This window comes from Escherichia sp. MOD1-EC5990, assembly GCF_002965285.1.
Classification (GTDB): Bacteria; Pseudomonadota; Gammaproteobacteria; order Enterobacterales; family Enterobacteriaceae; genus Escherichia; species Escherichia coli_F.
Genome location: NZ_PTRV01000008.1, coordinates 138,189 through 164,950, shown reverse-complemented (window position 1 = coordinate 164,950; position 26,762 = coordinate 138,189). Strand labels below are relative to the sequence as shown.

The 26,762-nt window shown below is 49.4% G+C and carries 24 protein-coding genes; 14 read left to right on the top strand and 10 right to left on the bottom strand.

Going from position 1 to position 26,762, the window contains the following annotated elements:
- Both BEB42_RS12020 and BEB42_RS12015 read right to left on the bottom strand, forming a co-directional pair.
- A complete protein-coding gene (locus BEB42_RS12020; RefSeq protein ID WP_000698145.1) occupies positions 1–186 on the bottom strand; it encodes a YnbE family lipoprotein in 186 nt (61 codons plus the stop codon).
- Positions 183–2,822 (bottom strand): YdbH family protein, encoded by a 2,640-nt coding sequence (locus tag BEB42_RS12015; RefSeq protein WP_074500980.1) that lies wholly within the window; start codon positions 2,820–2,822, stop codon positions 183–185. The genes BEB42_RS12020 and BEB42_RS12015 overlap by 4 nt, the downstream gene beginning before the upstream one ends.
- 207 nt (positions 2,823–3,029) lie before the next feature.
- On the opposite strand from BEB42_RS12015, the gene ldhA reads away from it, so the two are divergent.
- Together ldhA and hslJ are read left to right on the top strand one after the other, a co-directional pair.
- Positions 3,030–4,019 carry a D-lactate dehydrogenase gene (gene ldhA / locus BEB42_RS12010; protein ID WP_000762237.1) on the top strand — a complete coding sequence of 330 codons (990 nt, stop codon included), beginning with the start codon at positions 3,030–3,032 and terminating at the stop codon, positions 4,017–4,019.
- 110 nt (positions 4,020–4,129) lie between these two features.
- A complete protein-coding gene (hslJ, locus tag BEB42_RS12005; protein ID WP_001309480.1) occupies positions 4,130–4,552 on the top strand; it encodes a heat shock protein HslJ in 423 nt (140 codons plus the stop codon).
- On the opposite strand, the gene BEB42_RS12000 is transcribed toward hslJ, so the two are convergent.
- Positions 4,549–4,815: a putative hemolysin gene (locus tag BEB42_RS12000; RefSeq protein WP_001295715.1), complete on the bottom strand. Its 267-nt coding sequence runs from the start codon at positions 4,813–4,815 to the stop codon at positions 4,549–4,551. The two genes, hslJ and BEB42_RS12000, sit on opposite strands and share 4 nt — an antisense overlap.
- Positions 4,816–5,088: 273 nt before the next feature.
- On the opposite strand from BEB42_RS12000, the gene nifJ reads away from it, so the two are divergent.
- From nifJ to ttcA, 4 genes are all read left to right on the top strand, one after another.
- Entirely contained in the window at positions 5,089–8,613 is a 3,525-nt protein-coding gene (gene nifJ, locus BEB42_RS11995) for a pyruvate:ferredoxin (flavodoxin) oxidoreductase (protein WP_000628212.1), read from the top strand.
- Positions 8,614–8,978: 365 nt separating this feature from the next.
- Positions 8,979–10,112, top strand: a complete 1,134-nt coding sequence (gene ompN / locus BEB42_RS11990) for a porin OmpN (protein ID WP_105267391.1) — start codon at positions 8,979–8,981, stop codon at positions 10,110–10,112.
- Positions 10,113–10,252: 140 nt separating this feature from the next.
- Positions 10,253–10,687, top strand: coding sequence for a universal stress protein UspF (gene uspF, locus BEB42_RS11985; RefSeq protein WP_001295593.1), 435 nt, complete (start codon positions 10,253–10,255; stop codon positions 10,685–10,687).
- Positions 10,688–10,862: 175 nt separating this feature from the next.
- A complete protein-coding gene (gene ttcA, locus BEB42_RS11980) occupies positions 10,863–11,798 on the top strand; it encodes a tRNA 2-thiocytidine(32) synthetase TtcA (RefSeq protein WP_000081415.1) in 936 nt (311 codons plus the stop codon).
- A gap of 128 nt (positions 11,799–11,926) precedes the next feature.
- Here the strand turns inward: ttcA and dbpA are convergent, their stop codons facing one another.
- The 4 genes from dbpA to ydaN all read right to left on the bottom strand — a co-directional run bounded on the left by dbpA (position 11,927) and on the right by ydaN (position 14,823).
- Positions 11,927–13,300, bottom strand: a complete 1,374-nt coding sequence (gene dbpA, locus BEB42_RS11975; RefSeq protein ID WP_000123713.1) for an ATP-dependent RNA helicase DbpA — start codon at positions 13,298–13,300, stop codon at positions 11,927–11,929.
- A gap of 30 nt (positions 13,301–13,330) precedes the next feature.
- Positions 13,331–13,504, bottom strand: coding sequence for a proline-rich small protein YnaL (gene ynaL / locus BEB42_RS27020; protein WP_001296046.1), 174 nt, complete (start codon positions 13,502–13,504; stop codon positions 13,331–13,333).
- A gap of 274 nt (positions 13,505–13,778) precedes the next feature.
- The gene (gene zntB / locus BEB42_RS11965; RefSeq protein WP_000387385.1) at positions 13,779–14,762 is read right to left on the bottom strand and encodes a zinc transporter ZntB; all 984 of its coding nucleotides are present in this window, start codon (positions 14,760–14,762) and stop codon (positions 13,779–13,781) included.
- Positions 14,763–14,775: 13 nt separating this feature from the next.
- Entirely contained in the window at positions 14,776–14,823 is a 48-nt protein-coding gene (ydaN, locus tag BEB42_RS26690) for a protein YnaN (protein WP_211180494.1), read from the bottom strand.
- Between the two features lie 193 nt (positions 14,824–15,016).
- On the opposite strand from ydaN, the gene dgcM reads away from it, so the two are divergent.
- Entirely contained in the window at positions 15,017–16,249 is a 1,233-nt protein-coding gene (dgcM, locus tag BEB42_RS11960; protein WP_001353225.1) for a diguanylate cyclase DgcM, read from the top strand.
- Positions 16,250–16,269: 20 nt separating this feature from the next.
- Here dgcM and smrA read toward each other — a convergent pair whose 3' ends face one another.
- Entirely contained in the window at positions 16,270–16,833 is a 564-nt protein-coding gene (gene smrA, locus BEB42_RS11955; RefSeq protein WP_001046832.1) for a DNA endonuclease SmrA, read from the bottom strand.
- Between the two features lie 329 nt (positions 16,834–17,162).
- Positions 17,163–18,071 carry a LysR family transcriptional regulator gene (locus BEB42_RS11945; protein ID WP_000885454.1) on the bottom strand — a complete coding sequence of 303 codons (909 nt, stop codon included), beginning with the start codon at positions 18,069–18,071 and terminating at the stop codon, positions 17,163–17,165.
- A 175-nt stretch (positions 18,072–18,246) separates the two neighbouring features.
- Here BEB42_RS11945 and abgA point away from each other — a divergent pair, with 175 nt between their 5' ends.
- From abgA to uspE, 6 genes are all read left to right on the top strand, one after another.
- On the top strand, positions 18,247–19,557 hold the full coding sequence (gene abgA, locus BEB42_RS11940; RefSeq protein WP_000444921.1) for a p-aminobenzoyl-glutamate hydrolase subunit AbgA: 1,311 nt from the start codon (positions 18,247–18,249) through the stop codon (positions 19,555–19,557).
- Complete coding sequence (gene abgB, locus BEB42_RS11935) at positions 19,557–21,002, top strand: p-aminobenzoyl-glutamate hydrolase subunit AbgB (protein WP_105267390.1); 1,446 nt, start codon at positions 19,557–19,559, stop codon at positions 21,000–21,002. The genes abgA and abgB overlap by 1 nt, the downstream gene beginning before the upstream one ends.
- 36 nt (positions 21,003–21,038) lie before the next feature.
- Positions 21,039–22,565: a p-aminobenzoyl-glutamate transporter gene (gene abgT, locus BEB42_RS11925; RefSeq protein WP_000062957.1), complete on the top strand. Its 1,527-nt coding sequence runs from the start codon at positions 21,039–21,041 to the stop codon at positions 22,563–22,565.
- Positions 22,566–22,575: 10 nt separating this feature from the next.
- Entirely contained in the window at positions 22,576–23,091 is a 516-nt protein-coding gene (gene ogt / locus BEB42_RS11920; RefSeq protein WP_000944997.1) for a methylated-DNA--[protein]-cysteine S-methyltransferase, read from the top strand.
- 194 nt (positions 23,092–23,285) lie between these two features.
- Positions 23,286–24,038 carry a fumarate/nitrate reduction transcriptional regulator Fnr gene (gene fnr / locus BEB42_RS11915; protein ID WP_000611911.1) on the top strand — a complete coding sequence of 251 codons (753 nt, stop codon included), beginning with the start codon at positions 23,286–23,288 and terminating at the stop codon, positions 24,036–24,038.
- Positions 24,039–24,189: 151 nt separating this feature from the next.
- A complete protein-coding gene (gene uspE, locus BEB42_RS11910) occupies positions 24,190–25,140 on the top strand; it encodes a universal stress protein UspE (RefSeq protein WP_001262123.1) in 951 nt (316 codons plus the stop codon).
- 49 nt (positions 25,141–25,189) lie between these two features.
- Here the strand turns inward: uspE and BEB42_RS11905 are convergent, their stop codons facing one another.
- Positions 25,190–25,447 carry a DUF2534 family protein gene (locus BEB42_RS11905; RefSeq protein WP_000605090.1) on the bottom strand — a complete coding sequence of 86 codons (258 nt, stop codon included), beginning with the start codon at positions 25,445–25,447 and terminating at the stop codon, positions 25,190–25,192.
- 243 nt (positions 25,448–25,690) lie between these two features.
- Between BEB42_RS11905 and ynaI the strand changes: the two genes are divergently transcribed.
- A complete protein-coding gene (gene ynaI, locus BEB42_RS11900) occupies positions 25,691–26,722 on the top strand; it encodes a low conductance mechanosensitive channel YnaI (RefSeq protein ID WP_000559907.1) in 1,032 nt (343 codons plus the stop codon).
- Positions 26,723–26,762: the final 40 nt, after the last annotated feature.

Genomic DNA, 26,762 nt, shown 5'->3' with positions numbered 1-26,762 from the left:
TCAGAAAAGATCGCTACGAGTTTCAAGCAGCTCTTCGACATCTTTGTCTGCCTTGATGATGATCTCATGCTCAATTTTAACGTTCATATTGATAGTGATCGGTTCCTTAGGTGCAGCGACTTCAATGCGAGGCGTACAGCCAACCAGCATAAAAGATGACGTCAACGCAGCCAGTAAAATTTTCATTGTTTTTCCTCACACCTTTTTCCTTGCGGACAGCCATTTTCCGGCAGACGCGCGTTCTGCTCCAACCATGCCTGGAGATTATCGCCAAAGCGTAAACTGCGCCACAGGGTAAAAATATTCTCTTCATGATGGTAATTAAGGTTTACCGTACCACTTTTACCGTCGACGCGACTGGTACCTGTAATATTGGCCTGCATGGTTAACACACCGAGATTATCTAAATTAATTTTTGTCGATGAACGGCTAATTTCCATATAGCGCAACCAGTTAATCGCAGAACCCGCGGTCATATTGTCTTTCACCACCGCATCTGCGGTGTCTTTATCCAGCCGCAAGGTCATTGGTCCGCTATTTGCCAGCCAGCCGTCTTTAACTATCCATTTTTCATTGTTCAGCCATAAAGGCAATGCCCCACTAAATGCCCCGGACATGGCGAATTGTTTCGGATTGACGGCGCTAACCAGTTCGCTGGATGAGAGATTATTCAGCCGCAACAGCGCCGGGTCATGTTGCGGCATGCGTAATTGTTTCATCAGCACGTTACCGCCTAACACATCGACGCTAACATCGGTCAACAACAATGGTTCGTCTTCACTCCACGGATAACGCCCTTGCAAATCAGCCGTAATATTTTTCGCTGTCACAAGATTAATCACTTCGGCAATTCGCAACGTAACGGGGCCGCGAGTCCCCAGATGCCAGGCTCCATCGGCAAAACGGAAAGGCAGGACAAAATCGACACCGTTAACCTGATTATCTGGCATCCAGGCACTACCGCCTTTCAACACACCGTGCCCTCCCGCGCGGAATCCTTGTTCAGGCGCAGCAGAAAATGCGACCTGGGCATACAGTTCGCCATCGCGTAAGTTCATCTTCCAGTCGGGTGGCACCAGCGGCTGGAATACGGTCAGTGATTGTTTAGGCCACCAGGCGTTACCGCGCAGACGAATACCGTCCCAGCGACCATTTACCCGAACCGGGCCAATCTCACCAGCATGTAAATCGCCTTTAAAGAGGAAATACGTCGGATCGCGTCCATCGACGCTAAATTTTAAGGTTGATGGCGGTAACACACTGCCACCCGTGAACAGCGTTTGCCCGGCGTCCAGTGACAGCGCGCCGCTAAAGGAGGGATGCTGTGCGTCACGTACCCAGACGACGGGCTTGTCGAGAATTAATCGCGGCTTTTCTACCGTCATCGTACCGTATTGTAACTGGTCGAAACCGGTTGAGAGATCGGTCAGCGTAATCGTGCTGTCATGCCACTCACCTTTTCCTGCGACATCCCAGGTGGCATTCATCGGTGTAAAACTCCCTTTTCCCCAGTAGCGCCACTGCCAGCGGCCAGCGTCAGGGAGAAAATCATTCGCCAGCCCATCCATATGCAGTACGAAATCGCCCAGTTCATTTTCATGCGCCTGCAAAATGGCCTGCAAACGCCCGTCAACACCACGTTGGGTGACTTTTACACCCGCTAAAGGCCAGCGGATTTCATCGATGTCCAGCGAATCGATGACTCTTCCCTTCGAACGTAATAACGCGCCTGGCTCAAAGGCCAGCGTTGGGTCAGTCAGACTTCCGCTTAGCTGCGCAGGTAAACGGGCATATAAAATGAGGTCCGCCTGTTTCGCTTCACCGGTCAGTTGCAAAGGCAGCTGGCTGTTATCCATACTTAATTTTCCTGGGCCAAAATTTAGCACCGCGTTGCCCTTACCCGCTTGCCCCTGGGTCAGCACACTCAGTCGTCCGCTGACCAGAGCGTTCTCAAGCCCTGCCTGCCAGTTGTCGACTTTGACACCCAGTCGTCCACTCAAAGGAAAACCTGCATACGGCCAGCTCCAGCGACCATCGCTTACGGTCAATTGTTGGCGAGTAATTTGCCACGGCAGATCGAGCAACGGATCGCCGTTATCCCGTGCCAGCACAATCAATTGCCCGCTATTTTCCTGCCAGTCCAGCTCGGCATCCACCAGTGAAGGCTCCTGCGGCAAGTTTAACGTCGCAGTAGCATGACCACTTACAGGAAGTCCATCCGGCACTAGCGGCATAGTAAATTCCCCCACCAGTTTAACTGGCGGCTGATTTTCAAACGCGACGACATCCAGTTCGCTGACTGTAAGTTGTTGCCCTTTCAGCTGGCCTTGAAATTTAACTTTTTCGCCCTGATAACGCAGTTGCTGGATATCGGAGTTTAATGCGAGAGAGAGTTTTCCCTGCCATTCCTGCCAGGGAGAAAAAATCAGTTTATCGATATTGATCCAGGTGTTAGGCAACATGGCCTGCCACTGCGCGAGGGTTTTTGGAGCGGCTGGCGATTGCTCCGTCTGCGGCAATTTCGCCAGACAAGCAGAGTCAAGTTCTACCGTGCCGACGTTCAATAACCAGCGGCTGGGATGAGAAAGGCTGGCGTTTGTGATATGTGCAAGCTGACAATCGCCCACCAGATAACGGAGATCGGGAATGATTAAACCTTTACGCGTAATGCGTGGGCTTTCATCTAATGCAATACGTGTCCCGAGCGGTAGCCAGATGCCCGCCAGCGTGGGAACCCACAAGCCGAGCGTCATCAGCAGCGTCAACGGCACAAGAATAATCAGTAATAACAGCGCGAGAACGGCTTTATATTTACCCAGCATGGGTAGTTAATATCCTGATTTAGCGAAAAATTAAGCATTCAATACGGGTATTGTGGCATGTTTAACCGTTCAGTTGAAGGTTGCGCCTACACTAAGCATAGTTGTTGATGAATTTTTCAATATCGCCATAGCTTTCAATTATATTTGAAATTTTGTAAAATATTTTTAGTAGCTTAAATGTGATTCAACATCACTGGAGAAAGTCTTATGAAACTCGCCGTTTATAGCACAAAACAGTACGACAAGAAGTACCTGCAACAGGTGAACGAGTCCTTTGGCTTTGAGCTGGAATTTTTTGACTTTCTGCTGACGGAAAAAACCGCCAAAACCGCCAATGGCTGCGAAGCGGTATGCATTTTCGTAAACGATGACGGCAGCCGCCCGGTGCTGGAAGAACTGAAAAAGCACGGCGTTAAATATATCGCCCTGCGCTGTGCCGGTTTCAATAACGTCGACCTTGACGCAGCAAAAGAACTGGGGCTGAAAGTAGTCCGTGTTCCAGCCTATGATCCAGAAGCTGTTGCTGAACACGCCATCGGTATGATGATGACGCTGAACCGCCGTATCCATCGCGCATATCAGCGTACGCGTGACGCCAACTTCTCTCTGGAAGGTCTGACCGGCTTTACCATGTATGGCAAAACGGCAGGCGTTATCGGTACTGGTAAAATCGGTGTGGCGATGCTGCGCATTCTCAAAGGTTTTGGTATGCGTCTGCTGGCGTTCGATCCGTATCCAAGTGCGGCGGCGCTGGAACTCGGTGTGGAGTATGTCGATCTGCCAACCCTGTTGTCTGAATCAGACGTTATCTCTCTGCACTGCCCGCTGACACCGGAAAACTACCATCTGTTGAACGAAGCCGCCTTCGATCAGATGAAAAATGGCGTGATGATCGTCAATACCAGTCGCGGTGCATTGATTGATTCTCAGGCGGCAATTGAAGCGCTGAAAAATCAGAAAATTGGTTCGTTGGGTATGGACGTGTATGAAAACGAACGCGATCTGTTCTTTGAAGATAAATCCAACGACGTAATCCAGGATGACGTATTCCGTCGTCTGTCTGCCTGCCACAACGTGCTGTTTACCGGGCACCAGGCATTCCTGACAGCAGAAGCTCTGACCAGTATTTCTCAGACTACGCTGCAAAACTTAAGCAATCTGGAAAAAGGCGAAACCTGCCCGAACGAACTGGTTTAATCTTGCCGCTCCCCTGTACGCCAGGGGAGCTTATTCAGATAATCCCCAAAGATATTTCATCCTCTATTCTTAAAATATTCCTCAGTCAGAAACCGTAATTGAGAACCACAATGAAGAAAGTAGCCGCGCTTGTTGCGCTAAGCCTGCTGATGGCGGGATGTGTAAGTAATGACAAAATTGCTGTAACCCCAGAACAGCTACAGCATCATCGCTTTGTGCTGGAAAGCGTAAACGGTAAGCCCGTGACCAGCGATAAAAACCCGCCAGAAATCAGCTTTGGTGAAAAGATGATGATTTCCGGCAGCATGTGTAACCGCTTTAGCGGTGAAGGCAAACTGTCTAATGGTGAACTGACAGCCAAAGGGCTGGCAATGACCCGTATGATGTGCGCTAACCCGCAGCTTAATGAACTCGATAACACCATTAGCGAAATGCTGAAAGAAGGTGCACAAGTGGATCTGACCGCGAACCAGTTAACGCTGGCGACCGCGAAACAGACATTAACTTATAAGCTGGCGGATTTAATGAATTAATAGCTGCCACAGCTCCCGGCGGCAAGTGACTGTTCGCTACAGCGTTTGCCGTTGGGTAATGCACACATCCCAATCGCCGTACCATCCAGTTGACGGGCAACAGAAAGCGAACCGCCGATCATTGCACAATTTGCTTCTCCACTACTGGACATCGACGCTTTTAAACCTGGCGCTACGTGCGCCGCAGTCGCCTGCTGAACAGGTTCACTACTACACGCCGACAATAATAAAGCGGCACACCCTACCCAAAACGCTGCTCGCATCTTTTCTTCCTCTGATCTTCAAGCCAAACGACACCGCCATAAATAATAGGCAGCACAGAGGGCGGCGTCGAGAGCTGTCCTGCGCGTTGCCCCGCATTTTTACTTTTTTATGGCTATTTTTTTGCCCTCTGTTTGATCAAAACATTCATTACGCTGATGTGGGGGACACAAAAGCGAAAATGCAGAAGAAAGCCATTTGCTAAAATTGAAAGATAACTACTGGGCGCGCAGCAATTTCGTGCGCCCCTCATTTGCGCAATGTAAGGGTGTCATATGATTACTATTGACGGTAATGGCGCGGTTGCTTCGGTGGCGTTTCGCACCAGTGAAGTTATCGCCATCTACCCTATTACCCCCAGTTCCACGATGGCAGAACAGGCTGATGCATGGGCCGGAAACGGCTTGAAAAACGTTTGGGGAGACACACCACGCGTGGTTGAAATGCAGTCGGAAGCGGGTGCTATCGCTACCGTGCATGGTGCTTTGCAAACTGGCGCCCTCTCAACATCGTTTACGTCATCGCAGGGTTTGCTGCTGATGATCCCAACGCTGTACAAACTGGCAGGCGAACTGACGCCGTTTGTCCTGCATGTTGCGGCTCGTACCGTTGCCACACATGCACTCTCTATTTTTGGCGATCATTCCGACGTCATGGCAGTGCGCCAGACGGGTTGCGCGATGTTGTGTGCAGCAAACGTCCAGGAGGCGCAAGACTTTGCTCTCATTTCGCACATTGCGACGCTGAAAAGTCGCGTGCCATTTATTCATTTCTTTGATGGTTTCCGCACGTCCCACGAGATCAATAAAATTGTCCCGCTGGCCGATGACACTATTCTTGAACTGATGCCGCAGGCAGAAATTGATGCTCATCGCGCCCGTGCACTCAACCCGGAACATCCGGTGATCCGCGGTACGTCCGCCAATCCTGACACTTATTTCCAGTCTCGCGAAGCCACCAACCCATGGTACAACGCAGTCTATGACCATGTTGAACAGGCGATGAATGATTTCGCTGCCGCGACAGGTCGCCATTATCAGCCCTTTGAGTATTACGGGCATCCACAAGCGGAACGGGTGATTATCCTGATGGGCTCTGCCATCGGCACCTGTGAAGAAGTGGTTGATGAATTGCTGACCCGAGGCGAAAAAGTGGGCGTGCTAAAAGTTCGTCTGTACCGCCCCTTCTCCGCCAAACACTTGCTACAAGCTCTGCCGGGATCCGTACGCAGCGTGGCGGTAGTGGACAGAACCAAAGAACCGGGTGCCCAGGCAGAACCGCTCTATCTGGATGTGATGACCACACTGGCTGAAGCCTTTAATAATGGCGAGCGCGAAACCCTGCCCCGTGTCATCGGCGGGCGCTATGGTCTTTCATCCAAAGAATTTGGCCCGGACTGTGTTCTGGCAGTATTTGCCGAACTCACTGCAGCTAAACCGAAAGCGCGCTTTACGGTTGGTATTTACGATGATGTGACCAATCTGTCACTGCCGTTGCCGGAAAACACCCTGCCAAACTCGGCGAAACTGGAAGCCTTGTTTTATGGTCTTGGTAGTGATGGCAGCGTTTCCGCGACCAAAAACAATATCAAGATTATCGGTAATTCCACGCCGTGGTACGCACAGGGCTATTTTGTTTACGACTCCAAAAAGGCGGGCGGCCTGACGGTTTCTCACCTTCGCGTGAGCGAACAGCCGATTCGTTCCGCTTATCTCATTTCCCAGGCTGATTTTGTTGGCTGCCACCAGTTGCAGTTTATCGATAAATATCAGATGGCTGAACGTTTAAAACCTGGCGGCATTTTCCTGCTCAACACGCCGTACAGCGCAGATGAAGTATGGTCGCGCTTGCCGCAGGAAGTTCAGGCCGTGTTAAACCAGAAAAAAGCGCGCTTCTATGTGATTAACGCGGCGAAAATCGCCCGTGAATGTGGCCTGGCGGCCCGAATTAATACCGTCATGCAGATGGCTTTTTTCCATCTGACGCAAATTCTGCCTGGCGACAGCGCCCTGGCCGAATTGCAGGGCGCGATTGCCAAAAGCTACAGCAGCAAAGGCCAGGATCTGGTGGAACGCAACTGGCAGGCTCTGGCACTGGCGCGTGAATCCGTAGAAGAAGTTCCGCTACAGCCGGTTAATCCGCACAGCGCCAATCGACCGCCTGTGGTTTCCGATGCTGCTCCTGATTTCGTGAAAACCGTTACCGCTGCGATGCTCGCCGGACTTGGCGATGCTCTCCCCGTTTCGGCGCTGCCGCCAGACGGCACCTGGCCGATGGGTACCACACGCTGGGAAAAACGCAATATTGCCGAAGAGATCCCCATCTGGAAAGAGGAACTCTGTACTCAATGTAACCACTGCGTCGCCGCTTGCCCACACTCAGCTATTCGCGCCAAAGTGGTGCCGCCTGAAGCAATGGAAAATGCCCCTGCCAGCCTGCATTCGCTGGATGTAAAATCGCGTGATATGCGCGGGCAGAAATATGTCTTGCAGGTAGCTCCGGAAGATTGCACCGGCTGTAACCTGTGCGTCGAAGTTTGCCCGGCGAAAGACCGTCAGGATCCAGAGATCAAAGCTATCAATATGATGTCACGTCTGGAACATGTAGAAGAAGAGAAAATCAATTACGACTTCTTCCTAAATTTACCAGAAATCGATCGCAGCAAACTGGAACGTATTGATATTCGTACATCGCAACTGATTACACCGCTGTTTGAATATTCAGGTGCTTGCTCTGGTTGTGGCGAGACGCCGTATATTAAATTGCTGACTCAGCTCTATGGCGATCGGATGTTGATCGCTAACGCTACGGGTTGTTCTTCAATTTATGGTGGTAACCTGCCCTCCACACCATATACCACCGATGCCAACGGTCGTGGACCGGCATGGGCGAACTCGCTGTTTGAAGATAACGCCGAATTTGGCCTTGGTTTCCGCCTGACGGTCGATCAACACCGTGTCCGCGTGCTGCGTCTGCTGGATCAATTTGCCGATAAAATCCCGGCTAAATTACTAACTGCGTTGAAATCAGACGCCACGCCAGAGGTTCGTCGTGAACAGGTTGCAGCTTTACGCCAGCAACTCAACGATGTTGCTGAAGCACATGAACTGCTGCGTGATGCAGATGCACTGGTGGAAAAATCAATCTGGCTGATTGGTGGCGATGGCTGGGCTTACGATATTGGCTTTGGCGGTCTGGATCATGTATTGAGTCTGACGGAAAACGTCAACATTCTGGTGCTGGATACGCAATGCTATTCCAATACCGGTGGTCAGGCGTCAAAAGCCACGCCGCTTGGCGCGGTGACTAAGTTTGGCGAGCACGGCAAACGTAAAGCGCGTAAAGATCTTGGCGTCAGTATGATGATGTACGGTCATGTTTATGTGGCGCAGATTTCTCTCGGCGCGCAGCTCAACCAGACGGTGAAAGCGATTCAGGAAGCGGAAGCGTATCCGGGGCCATCGCTGATCATCGCTTATAGCCCGTGTGAAGAGCATGGTTACGATCTGGCACTCAGTCACGACCAGATGCGCCAACTCACTGCTACCGGCTTCTGGCCGCTATATCGCTTTGATCCGCGTCGTGCCGATGAAGGCAAACTGCCGCTGGCGCTGGATTCACGCCCGCCGTCAGAAGCACTGGAAGAAACGTTACTTCACGAGCAGCGTTTCCGTCGTCTGAATTCGCAGCAGCCAGAAGTGGCAGAACAGTTATGGAAAGATGCCGCAGCTGATTTGCAAAAACGCTATGACTTCCTGGCACAAATGGCCGGAAAAGCGGAAAAAAGCAACACCGATTAAATGCTCTGGATAAGGATTATCCAATTCTAAAAAAAAGCCCGGACGACTGTTCGGGCTTGTCTTTTTATATGTTGGAAAATCAGTGGCAATGCAATGGCCCAACAGAAAATAAAATCTGTGACAATAAAGGCATATAACCCGCGCAGAATAACGTATAGCAAATTAAAAGTATAATTTTTATTTTGTATGTATTACCTTCAATACATTCACCATACTTATTATCATTTCATAAGAATTATTTGATTAAGATTTAACTTAAGGCGTAACAAATGATATTTATCGGCTAACGGAACTTCTCCTTTAGGATGTTTTTACTCCCCGAAGCCGGGGTAAAAGGCAAATAAAATAACTAAAGGATTTATTCAATGAAAAGCAAAGCACTGGCACTCTTAATTCCGTCCCTGCTTGCAGCAGGTGCTGCACATGCAGCCGAAGTTTATAATAAAGACGGCAACAAATTAGATCTGTATGGCAAAGTTGATGGCCTGCATTATTTTTCTGATAATTCAGCGAAAGATGGCGACCAGAGCTATGCGCGTCTGGGTTTTAAAGGCGAAACCCAAATTAACGATCAACTTACTGGCTACGGTCAATGGGAATACAATATTCAGGCAAACAACACTGAATCTTCAAAAAACCAGTCATGGACCCGTCTGGCATTTGCCGGACTGAAATTTGCAGATTACGGTTCTTTCGATTACGGACGTAATTATGGCGTAATGTACGACATCGAAGGCTGGACCGATATGCTGCCTGAATTTGGCGGTGACTCTTATACCAATGCAGACAACTTTATGACTGGTCGTGCCAATGGCGTCGCGACTTATCGTAACACTGATTTCTTCGGTCTGGTAAATGGTCTGAACTTCGCGGTGCAGTATCAAGGTAACAACGAAGGAGCCAGTAATGGTCAGGAAGGCACCAACAACGGACGTGATGTTCGCCATGAAAACGGTGACGGCTGGGGTCTTTCCACAACATATGATTTAGGCATGGGCTTTAGCGCTGGTGCGCCATACACCTCTTCTGACCGCACCAATGACCAGGTTAACCATACTGCGGCGGGTGGTGATAAAGCAGACGCGTGGACTGCTGGGCTAAAATACGATGCTAACAATATTTACCTGGCAACCATGTATTCAGAAACGCGTAATATGACCCCGTTTGGCGACAGCGATTATGCTGTTGCAAACAAAACCCAGAACTTTGAAGTCACTGCACAGTACCAGTTTGATTTTGGTCTGCGTCCGGCAGTCTCTTTCCTGATGTCTAAAGGCCGTGACCTGCACGCTGCCGGTGGTGCAGACAACCCGGCAGGTGTTGATGATAAAGATCTGGTAAAATACGCCGATGTTGGCGCGACTTACTATTTCAATAAAAATATGTCCACTTACGTTGACTATAAAATCAACCTGTTGGATGAAGATGACAGCTTCTACGCTGCCAACGGCATCTCTACCGATGATATTGTCGCTTTAGGTCTGGTTTATCAGTTCTAAATCCTCCTGCCCGCTGTTATGGCGGGCTTTTTCTGCTTATTCTTCCTCCTTTGATCTAAATTAAAAATGTGAACTCCGTCATTACACAAAAAGTGTCATCTGGCGTTACACTTTATGCGGATACTAAAACAGGAGGTTTTATGAACAGAACGATTCTTGTCCCTATCGATATTTCCGATTCAGAATTAACTCAACGCGTGATTAGCCACGTTGAGGCAGAGGCAAAGATTGATGATGCAGAGGTTCATTTCCTGACGGTAATACCTTCACTGCCCTACTATGCCTCTCTGGGTTTAGCGTATTCCGCAGAATTACCGGCAATGGATGACCTGAAAGCGGAAGCCAAATCGCAACTGGAAGAGATCATTAAAAAATTTAAACTGCCAACCGACAGAGTGCATGTCCATGTTGAGGAAGGCTCGCCCAAAGACCGCATTCTGGAATTGGCGAAGAAGATCCCCGCTCATATGATCATCATTGCTTCCCATCGACCGGATATCACCACTTATCTGCTCGGTTCTAACGCCGCAGCTGTAGTGCGTCACGCAGAGTGCTCCGTGCTGGTTGTGCGCTGACACTAACGCCCGCACATTGCTGCGGGCTTTTTGATTCATTTCGCAAATGTGCTGACATTTTCCCCTCTAATCCGTACCATACACGCCACAGTTTTTATATCAGATTTCTTATGCTGGGCGTTCCGGCATGACGCATACTCTTCTGATGCCATATAACGAATTGAGTCGCTTTTAAATGTCGCAAAATCAAGAAATTAGTAAGAAAGAACAATACAATCTGAACAAATTACAAAAACGTCTGCGTCGTAACGTGGGCGAAGCCATTGCTGACTTCAATATGATTGAAGAAGGCGATCGCATCATGGTTTGCCTCTCCGGGGGTAAAGACAGCTATACCATGCTGGAGATTCTGCGCAATTTGCAGCAAAGCGCGCCAATCAATTTTTCGCTGGTGGCTGTTAACCTCGATCAAAAGCAACCGGGCTTCCCGGAACACGTTCTGCCCGAGTATCTTGAAAAGCTGGGCATTGAGTACAAGATTGTGGAAGAGAACACTTACGGTATCGTGAAAGAGAAGATTCCGGAGGGCAAAACCACTTGCTCACTGTGTTCTCGTCTTCGTCGCGGAATTCTTTACCGTACCGCAACGGAACTGGGAGCGACGAAGATCGCGCTGGGTCACCATCGTGACGATATCCTGCAAACGTTGTTCTTAAATATGTTCTACGGCGGCAAGATGAAAGGTATGCCTCCGAAACTGATGAGCGATGATGGCAAACATATTGTGATTCGTCCGCTGGCCTACTGCCGCGAGAAAGATATTCAGCGCTTTGCCGATGCAAAAGCGTTCCCGATTATTCCGTGCAACCTGTGCGGTTCACAACCTAACCTGCAACGTCAGGTGATTGCTGACATGTTGCGTGACTGGGATAAACGTTATCCGGGGCGTATCGAGACGATGTTCAGCGCGATGCAGAATGTGGTGCCGTCGCATCTGTGCGATACCAACCTGTTCGATTTCAAAGGCATTACCCACGGTTCTGAAGTGGTTAACGGGGGTGATCTGGCGTTTGATCGCGAAGAGATCCCTCTACAACCGGCGGGTTGGCAGCCTGAAGAAGATGAAAATCAGTTGGATGAGTTACGACTGAATGTGGTTGAAGTGAAATAACCCGGATAGCGCCCGATGCGCAAGCTTATCGGGCTACTCTTATGGAGGCCGGATAAGACGCGGCCAGCGTCGCATCCGGCAATCCCGAAGAAGATGTTTACTCTTGCACCCTGCGATTCAACATTTCATTATTTTAATAACCGCACCCGGCACGTTTTTCCTTTAATCTTCCCGCCCTGTAACTGTTTCCATGCTTTATGAGCAACAGCCTGACGCACCGCAACATAGACATGCGCCGGATGCACGGCGATTTTGCCAATATCTGCGCCATCAAGCCCGATATCTCCTGTCAGCGCACCTAATACATCACCCGGGCGCATTTTGGCTTTTTTCCCGCCATCGATACATAACGTTGCCATTTCTGCTTCCAGCGGCACAATGGAACTATTAACTGGCGGCGTTTGCCAATTAAGTTTTATCTGCAACATGTCAGAAATGATATTGGCCCGCTGTGCTTCTTCCGGGGCACAGAAACTGATCGCCAGACCGCTATTTCCTGCACGCGCTGTACGCCCGATGCGATGTACATGAACTTCAGGGTCCCACGCCAGTTCAAAGTTCACTACCAGCTCAAGCGATTTAATATCAAGACCACGCGCAGCAACATCCGTCGCAACCAGCACACGAGCGCTACCGTTAGCAAAACGTACCAGGGTCTGATCGCGGTCACGTTGCTCCAGATCGCCATGTAACGACAATGCACTTTGCCCTATGTCATTCAGCGCGTCGCAGACAGCCTGACAATCTTTTTTGGTATTGCAAAACACCACGCAAGAGGATGGCTGATGCAAACTTAATAACCGTTGCAACAGCGGAATTTTGCCTTTGCTGGATGTCTCATAAAATTGTTGTTCAATGGGAGGCAGAGCATCTGTTGAGTCAATTTCAATCGCCAATGGATCGCGTTGCACTCGTCCGCTGATTGCGGTGATGGCTTCCGGCCAGGTTGCCGAAAACAGAAGCGTCTGTCGAGATGCTGGCGCAAAACGGATAACATCATCAATGGCATCGCTAAATCCCATATCCAGCATGCGATCGGCTTCATCCATCACCAGCATATTCAACGCATCCAGTGATACCGTGCCTTTTTGCAGATGGTCCAGCAAACGACCCGGGGTTGCCACGATAATATGCGGCGCATGTTGCAACGAATCACGCTGCATACCGAACGGTTGACCACCGCACAAAGTCAAAATTTTGGTATTTGGCAGAAAACGCGCCAGCCGACGCAATTCACCTGCCACCTGATCCGCCAGTTCACGCGTAGGGCACAGCACTAAAGCCTGGGTCTGAAATAGCGACGCATCAATTTTCTGTAGCAGCCCGAGGCCAAAAGCCGCCGTTTTGCCGCTGCCGGTTTTCGCCTGCACGCGAACATCTTTTCCGGCAAGGATCGCCGGAAGCGCGGCGGCCTGCACCGGCGTCATAGTTAAATAACCCAACTCATTAAGGTTCGTGAGTTGGGCGGGAGGCAAAACATTCAGGGTAGAAAAAGCGGTCACAATCTGTTCTCGTGGTCATCGACGCAAAAATTAGCAAGCGCGTATCCTCGCAGATCTACGCTCACGATGCGACAATTTAATCGGTTCTTCATCGGGTGGTGGGTCAGGCATGGGTTGCGGGCGAGGGATTGGATCGGGCACTGGAACAGGATCGCCAGGAATCGGTTCAGGGACAGGAATTTGCAAATAAATGAGTGTCGTCATATTTCCCTCCGGTCATTGGGTGGACTCTTAAAGGGTAGACGCTGATATATAACAGGCAAAAAAAAGCCGACTCATCAAAGTCGGCGTCGTACGAATCAATTGTGCTATGCAGTAATTCAAAAAAGGAAGTAAGACAATATGGAGCGCAACGCCCATCGCTTGACGTTGCATTCACCTGCAAGAGAGATATTGCCCTGAATGGGTAGAGAGTTTATTGACTTCGCTCAAACTTTGCGGCGTTTTTGTATACAGATAGTAGGGAAAATTGCTGTTGTTACAACCATTTACTACGATGCAACCATAAAGCAACACCACCAATAAGAACGACTAACAGAATACAAAAAATTGAAAATCCGAATTGCCACCCGCCACCTGGGATCCCACCAAGGTTGACACCAAATAACCCGGTCAGAAACGTACTGGGTAAAAAGACCATTGCCATTAATGACATTGTATAGGTGCGACGGGCTAAATTTTCCTGCATCACCTGAGCGATTTCATCCGCCATCACGCCAGTCCGTGCTATACAGGCGTCAATTTCGTCCAGGCCGCGCCCAAGGCGATCGGCAATATCCTGCATTCGGCGGCGTTGATCATCATTCATCCACGGCAGACGCTCACTGGCAAGACGAGCATAAACATCACGTTGCGGTGCCATATAGCGACGCATAACAATTAATTGTTTGCGCAGCAGCGCCAGAAATCCACGCGGTGGAATTTGTTGATCGAGGAGATTATCTTCAAGGTCGATAATTTTATCGTGCAGCTGCTCAATAAATTCGCTGGAATGATCGGTCAACGCATCGCACACATCCACCAGCCAGCCACCGCAATCGGTCGGACCTGTACCCTCTTCCAGATCGCTCACCACATCGTCCAGGGCCAGCACTTTGCGTTGTCGGGTCGAAACAATTAACCGCCCGTCCATATATACACGCATGGCGACCAGTTGGTCGGGGCGTTCATCGGTGCTGCCGTTTATACAGCGCAATGTAATCAGCGTACCTTCACCGAGACGGCTGACTCGGGGCCGTGTGCTCTCGCCCGCCAGCGCATCACGTACGTTATTGGGAAGCAGCGGTGTTGTCGCCAGCCATTGGGCGCTATCATGGTGTACATAATTAAGGTGGAGCCAGCAGGGATGCGCTTCATCAATCACATCTGTATTTTCCAGCGGTTTAACGCCGCCTCTACCATCCAGCATCCAGGCAAATACTGCATCCGGGACATTAACGTCCGATCCCTTAATCGCTTCCACAGTGCCTCCATCATCAACGCATTATTTTGTAGTCTAGCCTTCTGGCCCTGTTACGCAACATCTCATCACCCCATTACCCTGAAATGATTAATAAAATTCTGTCTAAATTGAATACAAAAAGCAAAATGCTTTTCCATATACAAACCGTGTGAAGTGTTAAATAGCGTCTATCATTATCAGAATTATCTGATCATATGACGTGGCTTTATTGCGATCGGATAGCAACAAAAATTGATAAAAATAACGGGATCTCAATGATTACGCACAACTTCAATACCCTGGACTTACTCACCAGTCCTGTCTGGATCGTTTCGCCCTTTGAGGAACAGTTAATTTATGCCAACAGCGCGGCGCGACTGTTGATGCAAGACCTCACGTTTAGTCAGCTACGAACCGGTCCCTATTCCGTCTCCTCACAAAAAGAACTGCCGAAATACCTCTCCGATCTGCAAAACCAACACGATATTATCGAAATCCTCACCGTTCAACGTAAAGAAGAGGAAACAGCATTAAGCTGTCGGCTTGTTTTGCGAGAGCTGACAGAAGCAGAACCGGTGATTATTTTCGAAGGTATCGAAGCACCGGCAACGCTGGGTTTAAAAGCCAGTCGCTCGGCAAATTATCAGCGCAAAAAACAAGGTTTTTATGCGCGCTTTTTTCTGACTAACTCTGCACCAATGTTGTTGATTGACCCCTCACGAGATGGCCAAATCGTCGATGCTAACCTCGCCGCGCTCAATTTCTATGGTTATAACCATGAAACGATGTGCCAGAAACATACCTGGGAAATTAATATGCTCGGGCGTCGCGTCATGCCTATCATGCATGAAATCTCGCATTTACCCGGTGGTCATAAGCCTTTGAATTTTGTTCATAAACTGGCGGATGGTTCGACTCGTCATGTGCAGACCTATGCTGGGCCGATTGAAATTTATGGCGACAAGCTCATGTTATGTATTGTGCATGATATTACGGAGCAAAAACGGCTGGAGGAGCAGCTGGAACATGCTGCCCACCATGACGCGATGACCGGATTACTGAATCGGCGCCAGTTTTATCACATTACCGAGCCAGGCCAAATGCAGCACCTCGCCATCACTCAGGATTACAGCTTATTGCTCATCGACACCGATCGTTTTAAACACATTAACGATCTCTATGGGCATTCTAAAGGTGATGAGGTGTTATGCGCCCTCGCCCGCACTCTCGAAAGTTGCGCTCGCAAAGGCGATTTGGTGTTTCGTTGGGGAGGCGAAGAGTTTGTCTTATTGCTACCAAGAACCCCACTGGATACCGCGCTTTCGCTGGCTGAAACTATCCGCGTAAGCGTGACAAAAGTGAGTATTTCGGGCTTACCACGCTTTACCGTCAGCATTGGTGTGGCGCATCACGAAGGAAATGAAAGCATCGATGAACTGTTTAAACGCGTTGATGATGCTTTGTATCGGGCGAAAAATGATGGACGCAACCGCGTGCTGGCGGCATAAGCCGCGGATGCGTCTCGAGATCAACGACTGCGCTTAGCGTGGCGCTCCCAGTTTTCTTGCTTTGCCTGCGCCGTTTTACGTAGTGCGACGTAACACGCCCCGCTGCCGCCATGATGCGGTAGCGCGGTACAATATGCCTGGACATCATCAAATTCGGTCAACCAGCGCGCCACATAGCTGCGGACAATATTGGCATGCGATTTATCTTCCCGCCCTTTACCATGAATAATCAGCACATTACGCAAACCATCCGCCAGGGCTTGTTGAATGAAACTGAACACCATTTTGCGGCACTCTTCCACCGGCTGGCGCAAAAGATTCAGGCTCGCCTGTTGCGGATATTTACCACTGCGCAGCTTATCCAGCACCCCATGTTGCAACCCTTCCCGCCGAAACTCCAGCGGCTGGCTTAGCGGGATGATGTCGAGAAATCCGGTGGTGAGGAAATTATCAAGTTGCAGCGTGTCGATACGCTGCGGCGCACGTTGGTTACGCGTTGGATGCCAGTGGACATCTGTAGCACGTTTCAGCGGCTGGACATCTTCCATGGCGTCAAGAAACAGCGATTTGTCGTCAAGGTTCATGTTACATCCTCCCGCAATTAAGAGCGCGATATGATAACCAGACCGGGTCGGTCCAACAACGTATTACCCAAAATTCCAGTAATAAGTTCCAAATGTTGCCGATATTTTAAGCAAAATGCTTATGCATGATTATTCATTCACGATATTAATAATGTAACTTATATTTTCGTGAAATCTGTCACTGAAGAAAATTGGCAACTAAAGGTTAAAACCGTTATAACACAGTCACCGGCGCAGAGGAGACCATGCCGGATTTAAGACGCGGATGCACTGCTGTGTGTACTGTAGAGTCTGGCGGATGTCGACAGACTCTATTTTTTTATGCAGTTTTAACTTTGCAGATAGCCGCATTCTCGCCGAAATTGCGTGATTAATGACGCGGTCAGTGGTGTCTGGCGACTATCACGCCGCTGAATCAAATAATAGGCCGCTTTCGGTAAAATTTCGCTAACCGGCAACATCACCAGCCCCTGTCCGTGCAAGGGATCGCAGCCCATTTCTTCAGGTAGTATGCTGAGAAAATCGCTTTTTGCCACCAGACTGATACAGGCTGAAAACGTCTCGCAGACTACGCCGACCTGTGGCGTTTGCGCCTGATCGTCAAGCAATTCACTCAACTGTTTGTAGTAGCTGCCGTGTGGCGTCGGCATTGTCCAGCTGTAGTCCAGTAACTGTTTGATCGAACGGGCACCAATGGCGGGATGTCCCGGGCGGCAAAAGATCGCGAATTGCTTTTCCAGTAATTTCTCAAAAGTAAATTCGTGGTCGTAGGGTCCCTGATAATAGGTATTGATGGTGAAATCCAGTTCTCCCTGGCGCAATTCATTAATCATCGACACCAGTTGCCCTTCCATAATGCGTACTTTTACCTGCGGATGCTGCTGATGAAAACGAGATATGACAGCTGGCATCAGACTGCGGGAAATACTGGCCCCCATGCCGATATTAATTTGCCCTGCCAGTTGCCCTTGTCGTTGGCGAATATCCTCTTGCGCTGCGCGCAGCTCTTCAAGAATAAGACTGGCGTGCTGATAAAAACTTTCGCCGGCATCAGTTAACGTCACGCCTTTACTACGGCGAAAAAAGAGTTGCGCCGCTAACCCTTCTTCCAGCTCCTGAATAGATTTACTCAGTGCCGGTTGCGACATATTCAACATGCGGCTCGCTCCGCGAATGCTGCCCTGACGAGCCACTTCAACAAAAGCCCGAATTTGATGAATTTTTACCTGAAAAGCCATGACGCCACCGATAACCGTTATTTATCAGACCAAAGAAACTGGCATCTACTTTAATGCAGATGATTATGTCAGGGTAATTTATGAACGGTTAAAACTGTGAAAAATCAGTTAGTGATAAGTAAAAACTATCGCTACGTGAACCGGGTCACACTTTTTACTGATGACGGGAAAGGTTATGGAGTCTTTGAATCAATTTATTAATTCGCTTGCCCCAAAATTATCGCACTGGCGACGTGATTTTCACCACTATGCAGAGTCTGGCTGGGTGGAATTCCGCACTGCCACCCTTGTTGCGGAAGAATTGCACCAGCTCGGTTATTCACTGGCGCTGGGCCGCGAAGTCGTTAATGAAAGTAGCCGGATGGGATTACCTGATGAATTCACTCTACAACGCGAATTCGAGCGCGCTCGTCAACAGGGGGCGCTAGAACAATGGATTGCGGCTTTTGAAGGCGGTTTCACTGGCATCGTCGCCACCCTGGATACCGGTCGCCCCGGTCCGGTGATGGCTTTCCGTGTCGATATGGACGCGCTGGATCTCAGTGAAGAACGGGATGTCAGCCATCGCCCCTACCGCGACGGTTTTGCGTCATGTAACGCCGGAATGATGCATGCCTGTGGTCATGATGGACATACCGCTATTGGGCTTGGGCTGGCGCACACCCTTAAACAGTTCGAGTCCGGACTTCACGGCGTCATCAAACTGATTTTTCAGCCTGCAGAGGAAGGTACGCGTGGCGCGCGGGCGATGGTCGATGCAGGTGTAGTGGATGATGTTGATTATTTTACTGCTGTGCACATTGGCACTGGTGTACCTGCGGGCACAGTAGTGTGCGGCAGTGATAATTTTATGGCAACAACCAAATTTGACGCGTACTTCACCGGGACCGCCGCTCACGCAGGCGCAAAACCAGAAGATGGTCACAATGCCTTACTGGCGGCAGCACAAGCAACTCTTGCACTGCATGCAATCGCCCCGCACAGCGAAGGCGCTTCCAGAGTAAACGTGGGCGTTATGCAGGCAGGAAGCGGTCGTAATGTGGTTCCTGCCTCGGCGTTGCTGAAAGTTGAAACTCGAGGGGTCAGCGACGTCATCAATCAATATGTTTTTGACCGTGCACAACAAGCGATTCAGGGCGCAGCAGCCATGTATGGTGTCGGCGTTGAAACTCGGCTGATGGGTGCAGCTACCGCCAGTTCTCCTTCGCCGCAATGGGTCGCATGGTTACAAAGCCAGGCGGCTCAGGTCGCGGGGGTCAATCAGGCCATTGAACGTGTTGAAGCGCCTGCGGGTTCCGAAGATGCCACATTAATGATGGCCCGCGTGCAGCGACATCAAGGGCAAGCCTCCTACATGGTATTTGGCACACAGCTGGCGGCAGGTCATCACAACGAAAAATTCGATTTTGACGAGCAGGTTCTCGCTATTGCCGTCGAAACGCTGGCGCGCACCGCGCTTAATTTTCCCTGGACGCGAGGTATCTGATGCAGGAAATCTATCATTTTATCGACGATGCGATTGAAGCCGATCGCCAACGTTATACCGATATTGCTGATCAAATCTGGGATCATCCAGAAACACGTTTTGAAGAGTTCTGGTCAGCGGAACATCTGGCTTCGGCGCTGGAATCTGCAGGCTTCACCGTGACTCGCAACGTAGGCAATATCCCAAATGCCTTTATTGCTTCGTTTGGTCAAGACAAACCGGTTATCGCCTTGCTGGGGGAATATGACGCCCTGGCAGGTTTAAGTCAGCAAGCAGGTTGCGCGCAGCCTACATCCACGACGCCCGGTGAAAATGGTCACGGTTGCGGACACAATTTGCTGGGAACCGCCGCTTTTGCCGCAGCAATAGCCGTCAAGAAATGGCTGGAACAATATGGGCAAGGCGGCACGGTGCGCTTTTATGGTTGTCCTGGCGAAGAAGGCGGCTCGGGAAAAACGTTCATGGTCCGCGAGGGGTTATTTGATGATGTGGATGCGGCACTCACCTGGCACCCGGAAGCCTTTGCCGGTATGTTCAATACCCGCACGCTGGCAAATATTCAAGCATCATGGCGCTTTAAAGGGATCGCAGCACATGCTGCAAATTCCCCTCATTTGGGACGCAGCGCCCTTGATGCCGTAACGTTGATGACCACTGGCACCAACTTCCTCAACGAACATATTATTGAAAAAGCGCGCGTACACTATGCCATCACAGATAGCGGCGGGATCTCGCCCAACGTGGTCCAGGCGCAGGCAGAAGTGCTTTATCTTATCCGCGCCCCCGAAATGACCGATGTGCAGCATATTTATGATCGGGTCGCCAAAATCGCCGAAGGTGCGGCATTGATGACCGAAACCACGGTTGAATGCCGCTTTGACAAAGCCTGTTCCAGTTATCTCCCGAATCGCACCTTAGAAAATGCCATGTACCAGGCCCTATCCCATTTTGGTACTCCGGAATGGAACTGCGAAGAACTGGCTTTTGCGAAACAAATTCAGGCTACGCTCACCCCCAACGATCGGCAAAACAGTCTGAATAATATCGCCGCAACCGGTGGCGAAAACGGCAAGGCTTTTGCACTACGTCATCGTGAAACGGTACTGGCGAATGAAGTCGCTCCATATGCCGCCACCGATAACGTGCTTGCGGCATCAACTGATGTCGGCGACGTCAGTTGGAAACTGCCTGTTGCCCAGTGTTTCAGCCCCTGTTTCGCCGTCGGTACACCGCTACATACGTGGCAACTGGTTAGCCAGGGGCGAACGTCTATTGCTCATAAAGGAATGCTGCTGGCGGCGAAAACTATAGCAGCAACCACACTTAATCTCTTCATTGATTCAGGGCTATTGCAAGAATGCCAACAAGAGCATCAGCAAGTTACGGACACGCAACCGTATCACTGCCCTATTCCGAAAAACGTGACACCGTCACCTTTAAAATAACAACAACAACGCAAACACAACAATCGAGGAATGCCCATGAGTATGTCATCCATACCGTCGTCCTCCCAATCCGGGAAGCTCTATGGCTGGGTCGAAAGAATTGGTAACAAGGTTCCCCATCCTTTTTTGCTCTTTATCTATTTGATTATCGTACTCATGGTGACGACGGCAATTTTGTCGGCCTTTGGCGTCAGTGCGAAAAACCCGACCGATGGTACACCAGTGGTCGTGAAAAACCTGCTCAGTGTGGAAGGATTACACTGGTTTTTACCCAATGTGATTAAAAACTTTAGCGGTTTTGCCCCACTAGGCGCGATCCTGGCGCTGGTTTTAGGTGCTGGTCTGGCGGAACGCGTCGGCTTACTGCCAGCGCTAATGGTTAAAATGGCATCGCATGTTAATGCCCGCTATGCCAGTTATATGGTGTTGTTTATTGCTTTTTTTAGCCATATATCATCCGATGCGGCGTTAGTTATCATGCCACCGATGGGCGCATTGATTTTTCTGGCGGTGGGCAGGCATCCAGTGGCAGGTTTACTGGCCGCCATTGCAGGCGTCGGTTGCGGCTTTACGGCTAATTTACTGATTGTCACAACCGACGTGTTGCTGTCGGGGATCAGCACGGAGGCTGCGGCTGCGTTCAATCCGCAAATGCACGTCAGTGTAATTGATAACTGGTATTTTATGGCCAGCTCCGTAGTCGTACTGACGTTTGTTGGCGGCCTGATAACCGACAAAATCATTGAGCCACGGTTAGGTCAATGGCAGGGAAACAGCGATGAGAAACTGCAGACATTGACCGAAAGTCAGCGTTTTGGTTTACGCATATCAGGTGTCGTATCGCTACTTTTTATTGCCGCAATTGCGCTGATGGTGATCCCGGAAAATGGGATATTGCGCGATCCGATTAATCACACCGTGATGCCATCCCCCTTTATTAAAGGTATCGTGCCACTGATCATTCTCTTTTTCTTTGTGGTTTCGCTGGCTTATGGCATCGCTACCCGCACAATTCGACGTCAGGCGGATTTACCGCATTTAATGATTGAACCGATGAAAGAGATGGCGGGATTTATCGTGATGGTTTTTCCCCTGGCCCAGTTTGTCGCCATGTTTAACTGGAGCAACATGGGGAAATTCATCGCTGTGGGGCTGACCGATATACTCGAAAGTTCAGGGCTTAGCGGCATCCCGGCGTTTGTCGGTCTGGCGTTGCTTTCCTCTTTCTTATGCATGTTTATCGCCAGCGGTTCCGCAATCTGGTCGATTCTGGCCCCCATTTTTGTACCAATGTTTATGCTACTTGGCTTTCACCCGGCATTTGCGCAAATCCTCTTTCGTATTGCCGACTCATCCGTATTGCCTTTAGCACCGGTATCTCCTTTTGTTCCACTGTTTCTTGGATTCCTGCAACGCTACAAACCAGACGCGAAACTGGGTACTTACTATTCGTTAGTTTTGCCCTATCCACTTATCTTTTTGGTGGTATGGCTGCTGATGTTGCTGGCGTGGTATCTTGTCGGTCTGCCGATAGGTCCGGGGATTTACCCTCGTTTGTCTTAAGAGAGAACGGATGCTGAGATTACTTGAAGAAAAAATTGCCACGCCACTAGGTCCACTGTGGGTGATTTGCGATGAGCAATTTCACTTGCGGGCGGTTGAATGGGAAGAGTACAGCGAACGCATGGTGCAGCTGCTGGACATCCATTACCGCAAAGAAGGCTATGAACGCATTTCTGCCACAAACCCAGGTGGTTTAAGCGACAAGCTTCGTGAATATTTTGCCGGTAATCTTAGCATTATTGATACGCTTCCCACTGCCACGGGGGGGACGCCATTTCAGCGCGAAGTCTGGAAAACATTACGCACAATCCCCTGCGGGCAGGTAATGCATTACGGCCAACTGGCTAAACAATTGGGCCGCCCCGGCGCGGCGCGTGCCGTAGGTGCGGCAAATGGATCGAATCCCATCAGCATTGTTGTGCCTTGTCATCGGGTCATTGGCAGAAACGGTACCATGACCGGATATGCAGGCGGAGTTCAGCGAAAAGAGTGGTTATTACGCCACGAAGGTTATCTTTTGCTGTAAACCTTATACAATTTGTGCCAGCTTGTTCACACTTTTATGTAAAGTTACCCTTAACAACTTAAGGGTTTTCAAATAGATAGACATATATTTACATCTAATATCGGAATTCTCTGCTGTTAAGGTTTGCTTAGACTTACTTGCTCCCTAAAAAGATGTTAAAATTGACAAATATCAATTACGGCTTGAGCAGACCTATGATCCCGGAAAAGCGAATTATACGGCGCATTCAGTCTGGCGGTTGTGCTATCCATTGCCAGGATTGCAGCATCAGCCAGCTTTGCATCCCGTTCACACTCAACGAACATGAGCTTGATCAGCTTGATAATATCATTGAGCGAAAGAAGCCTATTCAGAAAGGCCAGACGCTGTTTAAGGCTGGTGATGAACTTAAATCGCTTTATGCCATCCGCTCCGGTACGATTAAAAGTTATACCATCACTGAGCAAGGCGACGAGCAAATCACTGGTTTCCATTTAGCAGGCGACCTGGTGGGATTTGATGCCATCGGCAGTGGTCATCACCCAAGCTTCGCGCAGGCGCTGGAAACCTCGATGGTATGTGAAATCCCGTTCGAAACGCTGGACGATTTGTCCGGTAAAATGCCGAATCTGCGTCAGCAGATGATGCGTCTGATGAGCGGTGAAATCAAAGGCGATCAGGACATGATCCTGCTGTTGTCGAAGAAAAATGCCGAGGAGCGTCTGGCTGCATTCATCTACAACCTGTCCCGTCGTTTTGCCCAACGCGGCTTCTCCCCTCGTGAATTCCGCCTGACGATGACTCGTGGCGATATCGGTAACTATCTGGGCCTGACGGTAGAAACCATCAGCCGTCTGCTGGGTCGCTTCCAGAAAAGCGGTATGCTGGCAGTCAAAGGTAAATACATCACCATCGAAAATAACGATGCGCTGGCCCAGCTTGCTGGTCACACGCGTAACGTTGCCTGATTTTTCCGCATCACTCACTATCCTTCTGTCATATCATTAAATTTTTCTGATTTATTGATCTGGCAGAAGGTTCATCACTGTTTCATTCACCAGATATGGGTTAATCTTTTAATTACAAACTGCGTTGACAGTTGTTGTAAGGAGACCCTGTATGGCTATGTATCAGAACATGCTCGTTGTTATCGATCCTAACCAGGACGACCAACCAGCATTGCGGCGAGCTGTTTATTTACATCAACGGATTGGTGGCAAAATTAAAGCCTTTTTGCCGATCTATGACTTCTCATACGAAATGACCACCCTGCTCTCCCCGGACGAACGTACCGCTATGCGTCAGGGCGTCATCAGCCAGCGAACAGCCTGGATCCACGAGCAGGCAAAATATTATCTCAATGCTGGCGTTCCCATTGAAATTAAAGTGGTCTGGCATAACCGTCCATTCGAAGCCATCATTCAGGAAGTGATCAGCGGCGGACACGATTTGGTGCTAAAAATGGCGCACCAACATGACCGTCTGGAAGCGGTGATTTTTACGCCAACGGACTGGCATCTGTTACGCAAATGCCCAAGCCCGGTGTGGATGGTGAAAGACCAGCCGTGGCCGGAAGGGGGTAAGGCGCTGGTGGCGGTGAATCTCGCCAGTGAAGAGCCGTACCATAATGCGCTCAATGAAAAACTGGTTAAAGAGACGATCGAACTGGCGGAACAAGTTAATCATACCGAAGTTCATCTGGTTGGCGCTTATCCGGTAACGCCAATTAATATCGCGATTGAACTGCCGGAATTTGATCCGAGCGTTTATAACGATGCCATTCGTGGGCAACATTTGCTGGCTATGAAAGCCCTGCGGCAGAAATTCGGTATTAATGAAAACATGACACACGTTGAAAAAGGTCTACCAGAAGAGGTGATTCCTGATTTGGCGGAGCACTTACAGGCGGGGATTGTGGTTCTGGGAACGGTCGGACGCACCGGTATTTCAGCAGCATTCCTCGGCAACACGGCGGAACAGGTGATTGATCATCTTCGCTGCGACCTGCTGGTCATTAAACCTGACCAGTATCAGACCCCCGTTGAACTGGATGACGAAGAAGACGATTAACGACTCTTCAATAACTGACAAGGCCCGAGTTAACGGGCCTATTTTTTACTTACTGCTCTTCGCCGCCAAGGAAATAAATTCCCAACGGGATTGCCAGCAACACAGTAAAGACCAGGCTATAAACAAAAATCATTGATGACTGAATCACATACATTGATGTCGTCCACTCAGACAGCGGAATATTGTACTGTTCTATCACGCCGCCGATGGTCGCGCGAGTCACAACCGACGCCGCAATAATGAAAACCGCCAACAAACCAAAGAGAAATTTCTTCCCTTTCGCTGACTTCAGTTTCGCCATAATCATGATGTAATCCTTGTGCAGACAAATTTCTTGTTACCTAACAGTAACAATACCATGACATTTCACCGTTGTCTGCTCTGAAAACCTCACCTCTTAGCTGGATTTACAATCAACGCATTGATTAGTTAGCTAATGTTGCTACTTCCTTCCCTGACTATTGATGATCTGAATGAATTGTCGCGGTAAAATAGCCCCGCCAGGGGTTTCCGGCATGACGACAATTATCTGGAGGAGCCTGATAAAACAATGATCGCTGAACTGTTTACAAATAATGCGCTTAATCTGGTCATTATTTTCGGTAGCTGCGCAGCATTGATTCTGATGAGCTTTTGGTTTCGCCGCGGAAATCGTAAAAGAAAAGGATTTTTATTCCATGCGGTGCAATTTTTAATCTACACCATAATTATCAGTGCTGTTGGTAGCATCATTAATTATGTTATAGAAAACTACAAACTCCAATTTATCACTCCAGGCGTTATCGATTTTATCTGTACGTCCCTGATTGCGGTTATTCTGACGATTAAGTTATTTCTGCTGATTAATCAGTTTGAAAAACAGCAGATTAAAAAAGGTCGCGATATCACCAGTGCGCGGATTATGTCGCGTATCATCAAAATCACCATTATTGTGGTACTTGTTTTGCTTTATGGCGAACATTTCGGTATGAGCCTTTCTGGCTTGTTGACCTTTGGTGGTATTGGTGGTCTGGCTGTCGGTATGGCCGGTAAAGATATTTTGAGTAACTTCTTTTCCGGGATTATGCTCTATTTCGACCGTCCTTTTAGTATTGGCGACTGGATCCGTTCACCGGACAGAAATATCGAAGGTACAGTAGCGGAAATTGGCTGGCGAATTACCAAAATTACGACCTTTGATAATCGTCCGTTATACGTCCCGAACTCGCTGTTTTCGTCTATCAGCGTAGAAAACCCGGGGCGAATGACCAACCGACGTATTACCACGACAATCGGTTTACGTTATGAGGATGCGGCAAAAGTGGGAGCCATTGTCGAAGCCGTACGTGAGATGCTTAAAAATCACCCAGCCATCGACCAGCGACAAACCTTACTGGTTTATTTCAACCAGTTTGCTGACTCGTCATTGAATATTATGGTTTATTGCTTTACCAAAACCACAGTATGGGCTGAATGGCTTGCCGCCCAGCAGGATGTTTATTTGAAGATTATCGATATTGTACAGTCACACGGCGCGGATTTCGCGTTCCCAAGCCAGACGCTGTATATGGATAACATTACACCACCAGACCAGGGTCGTTAATTCAGACATCACTGGCGTTACCCACAAGGGTAACGCCAGT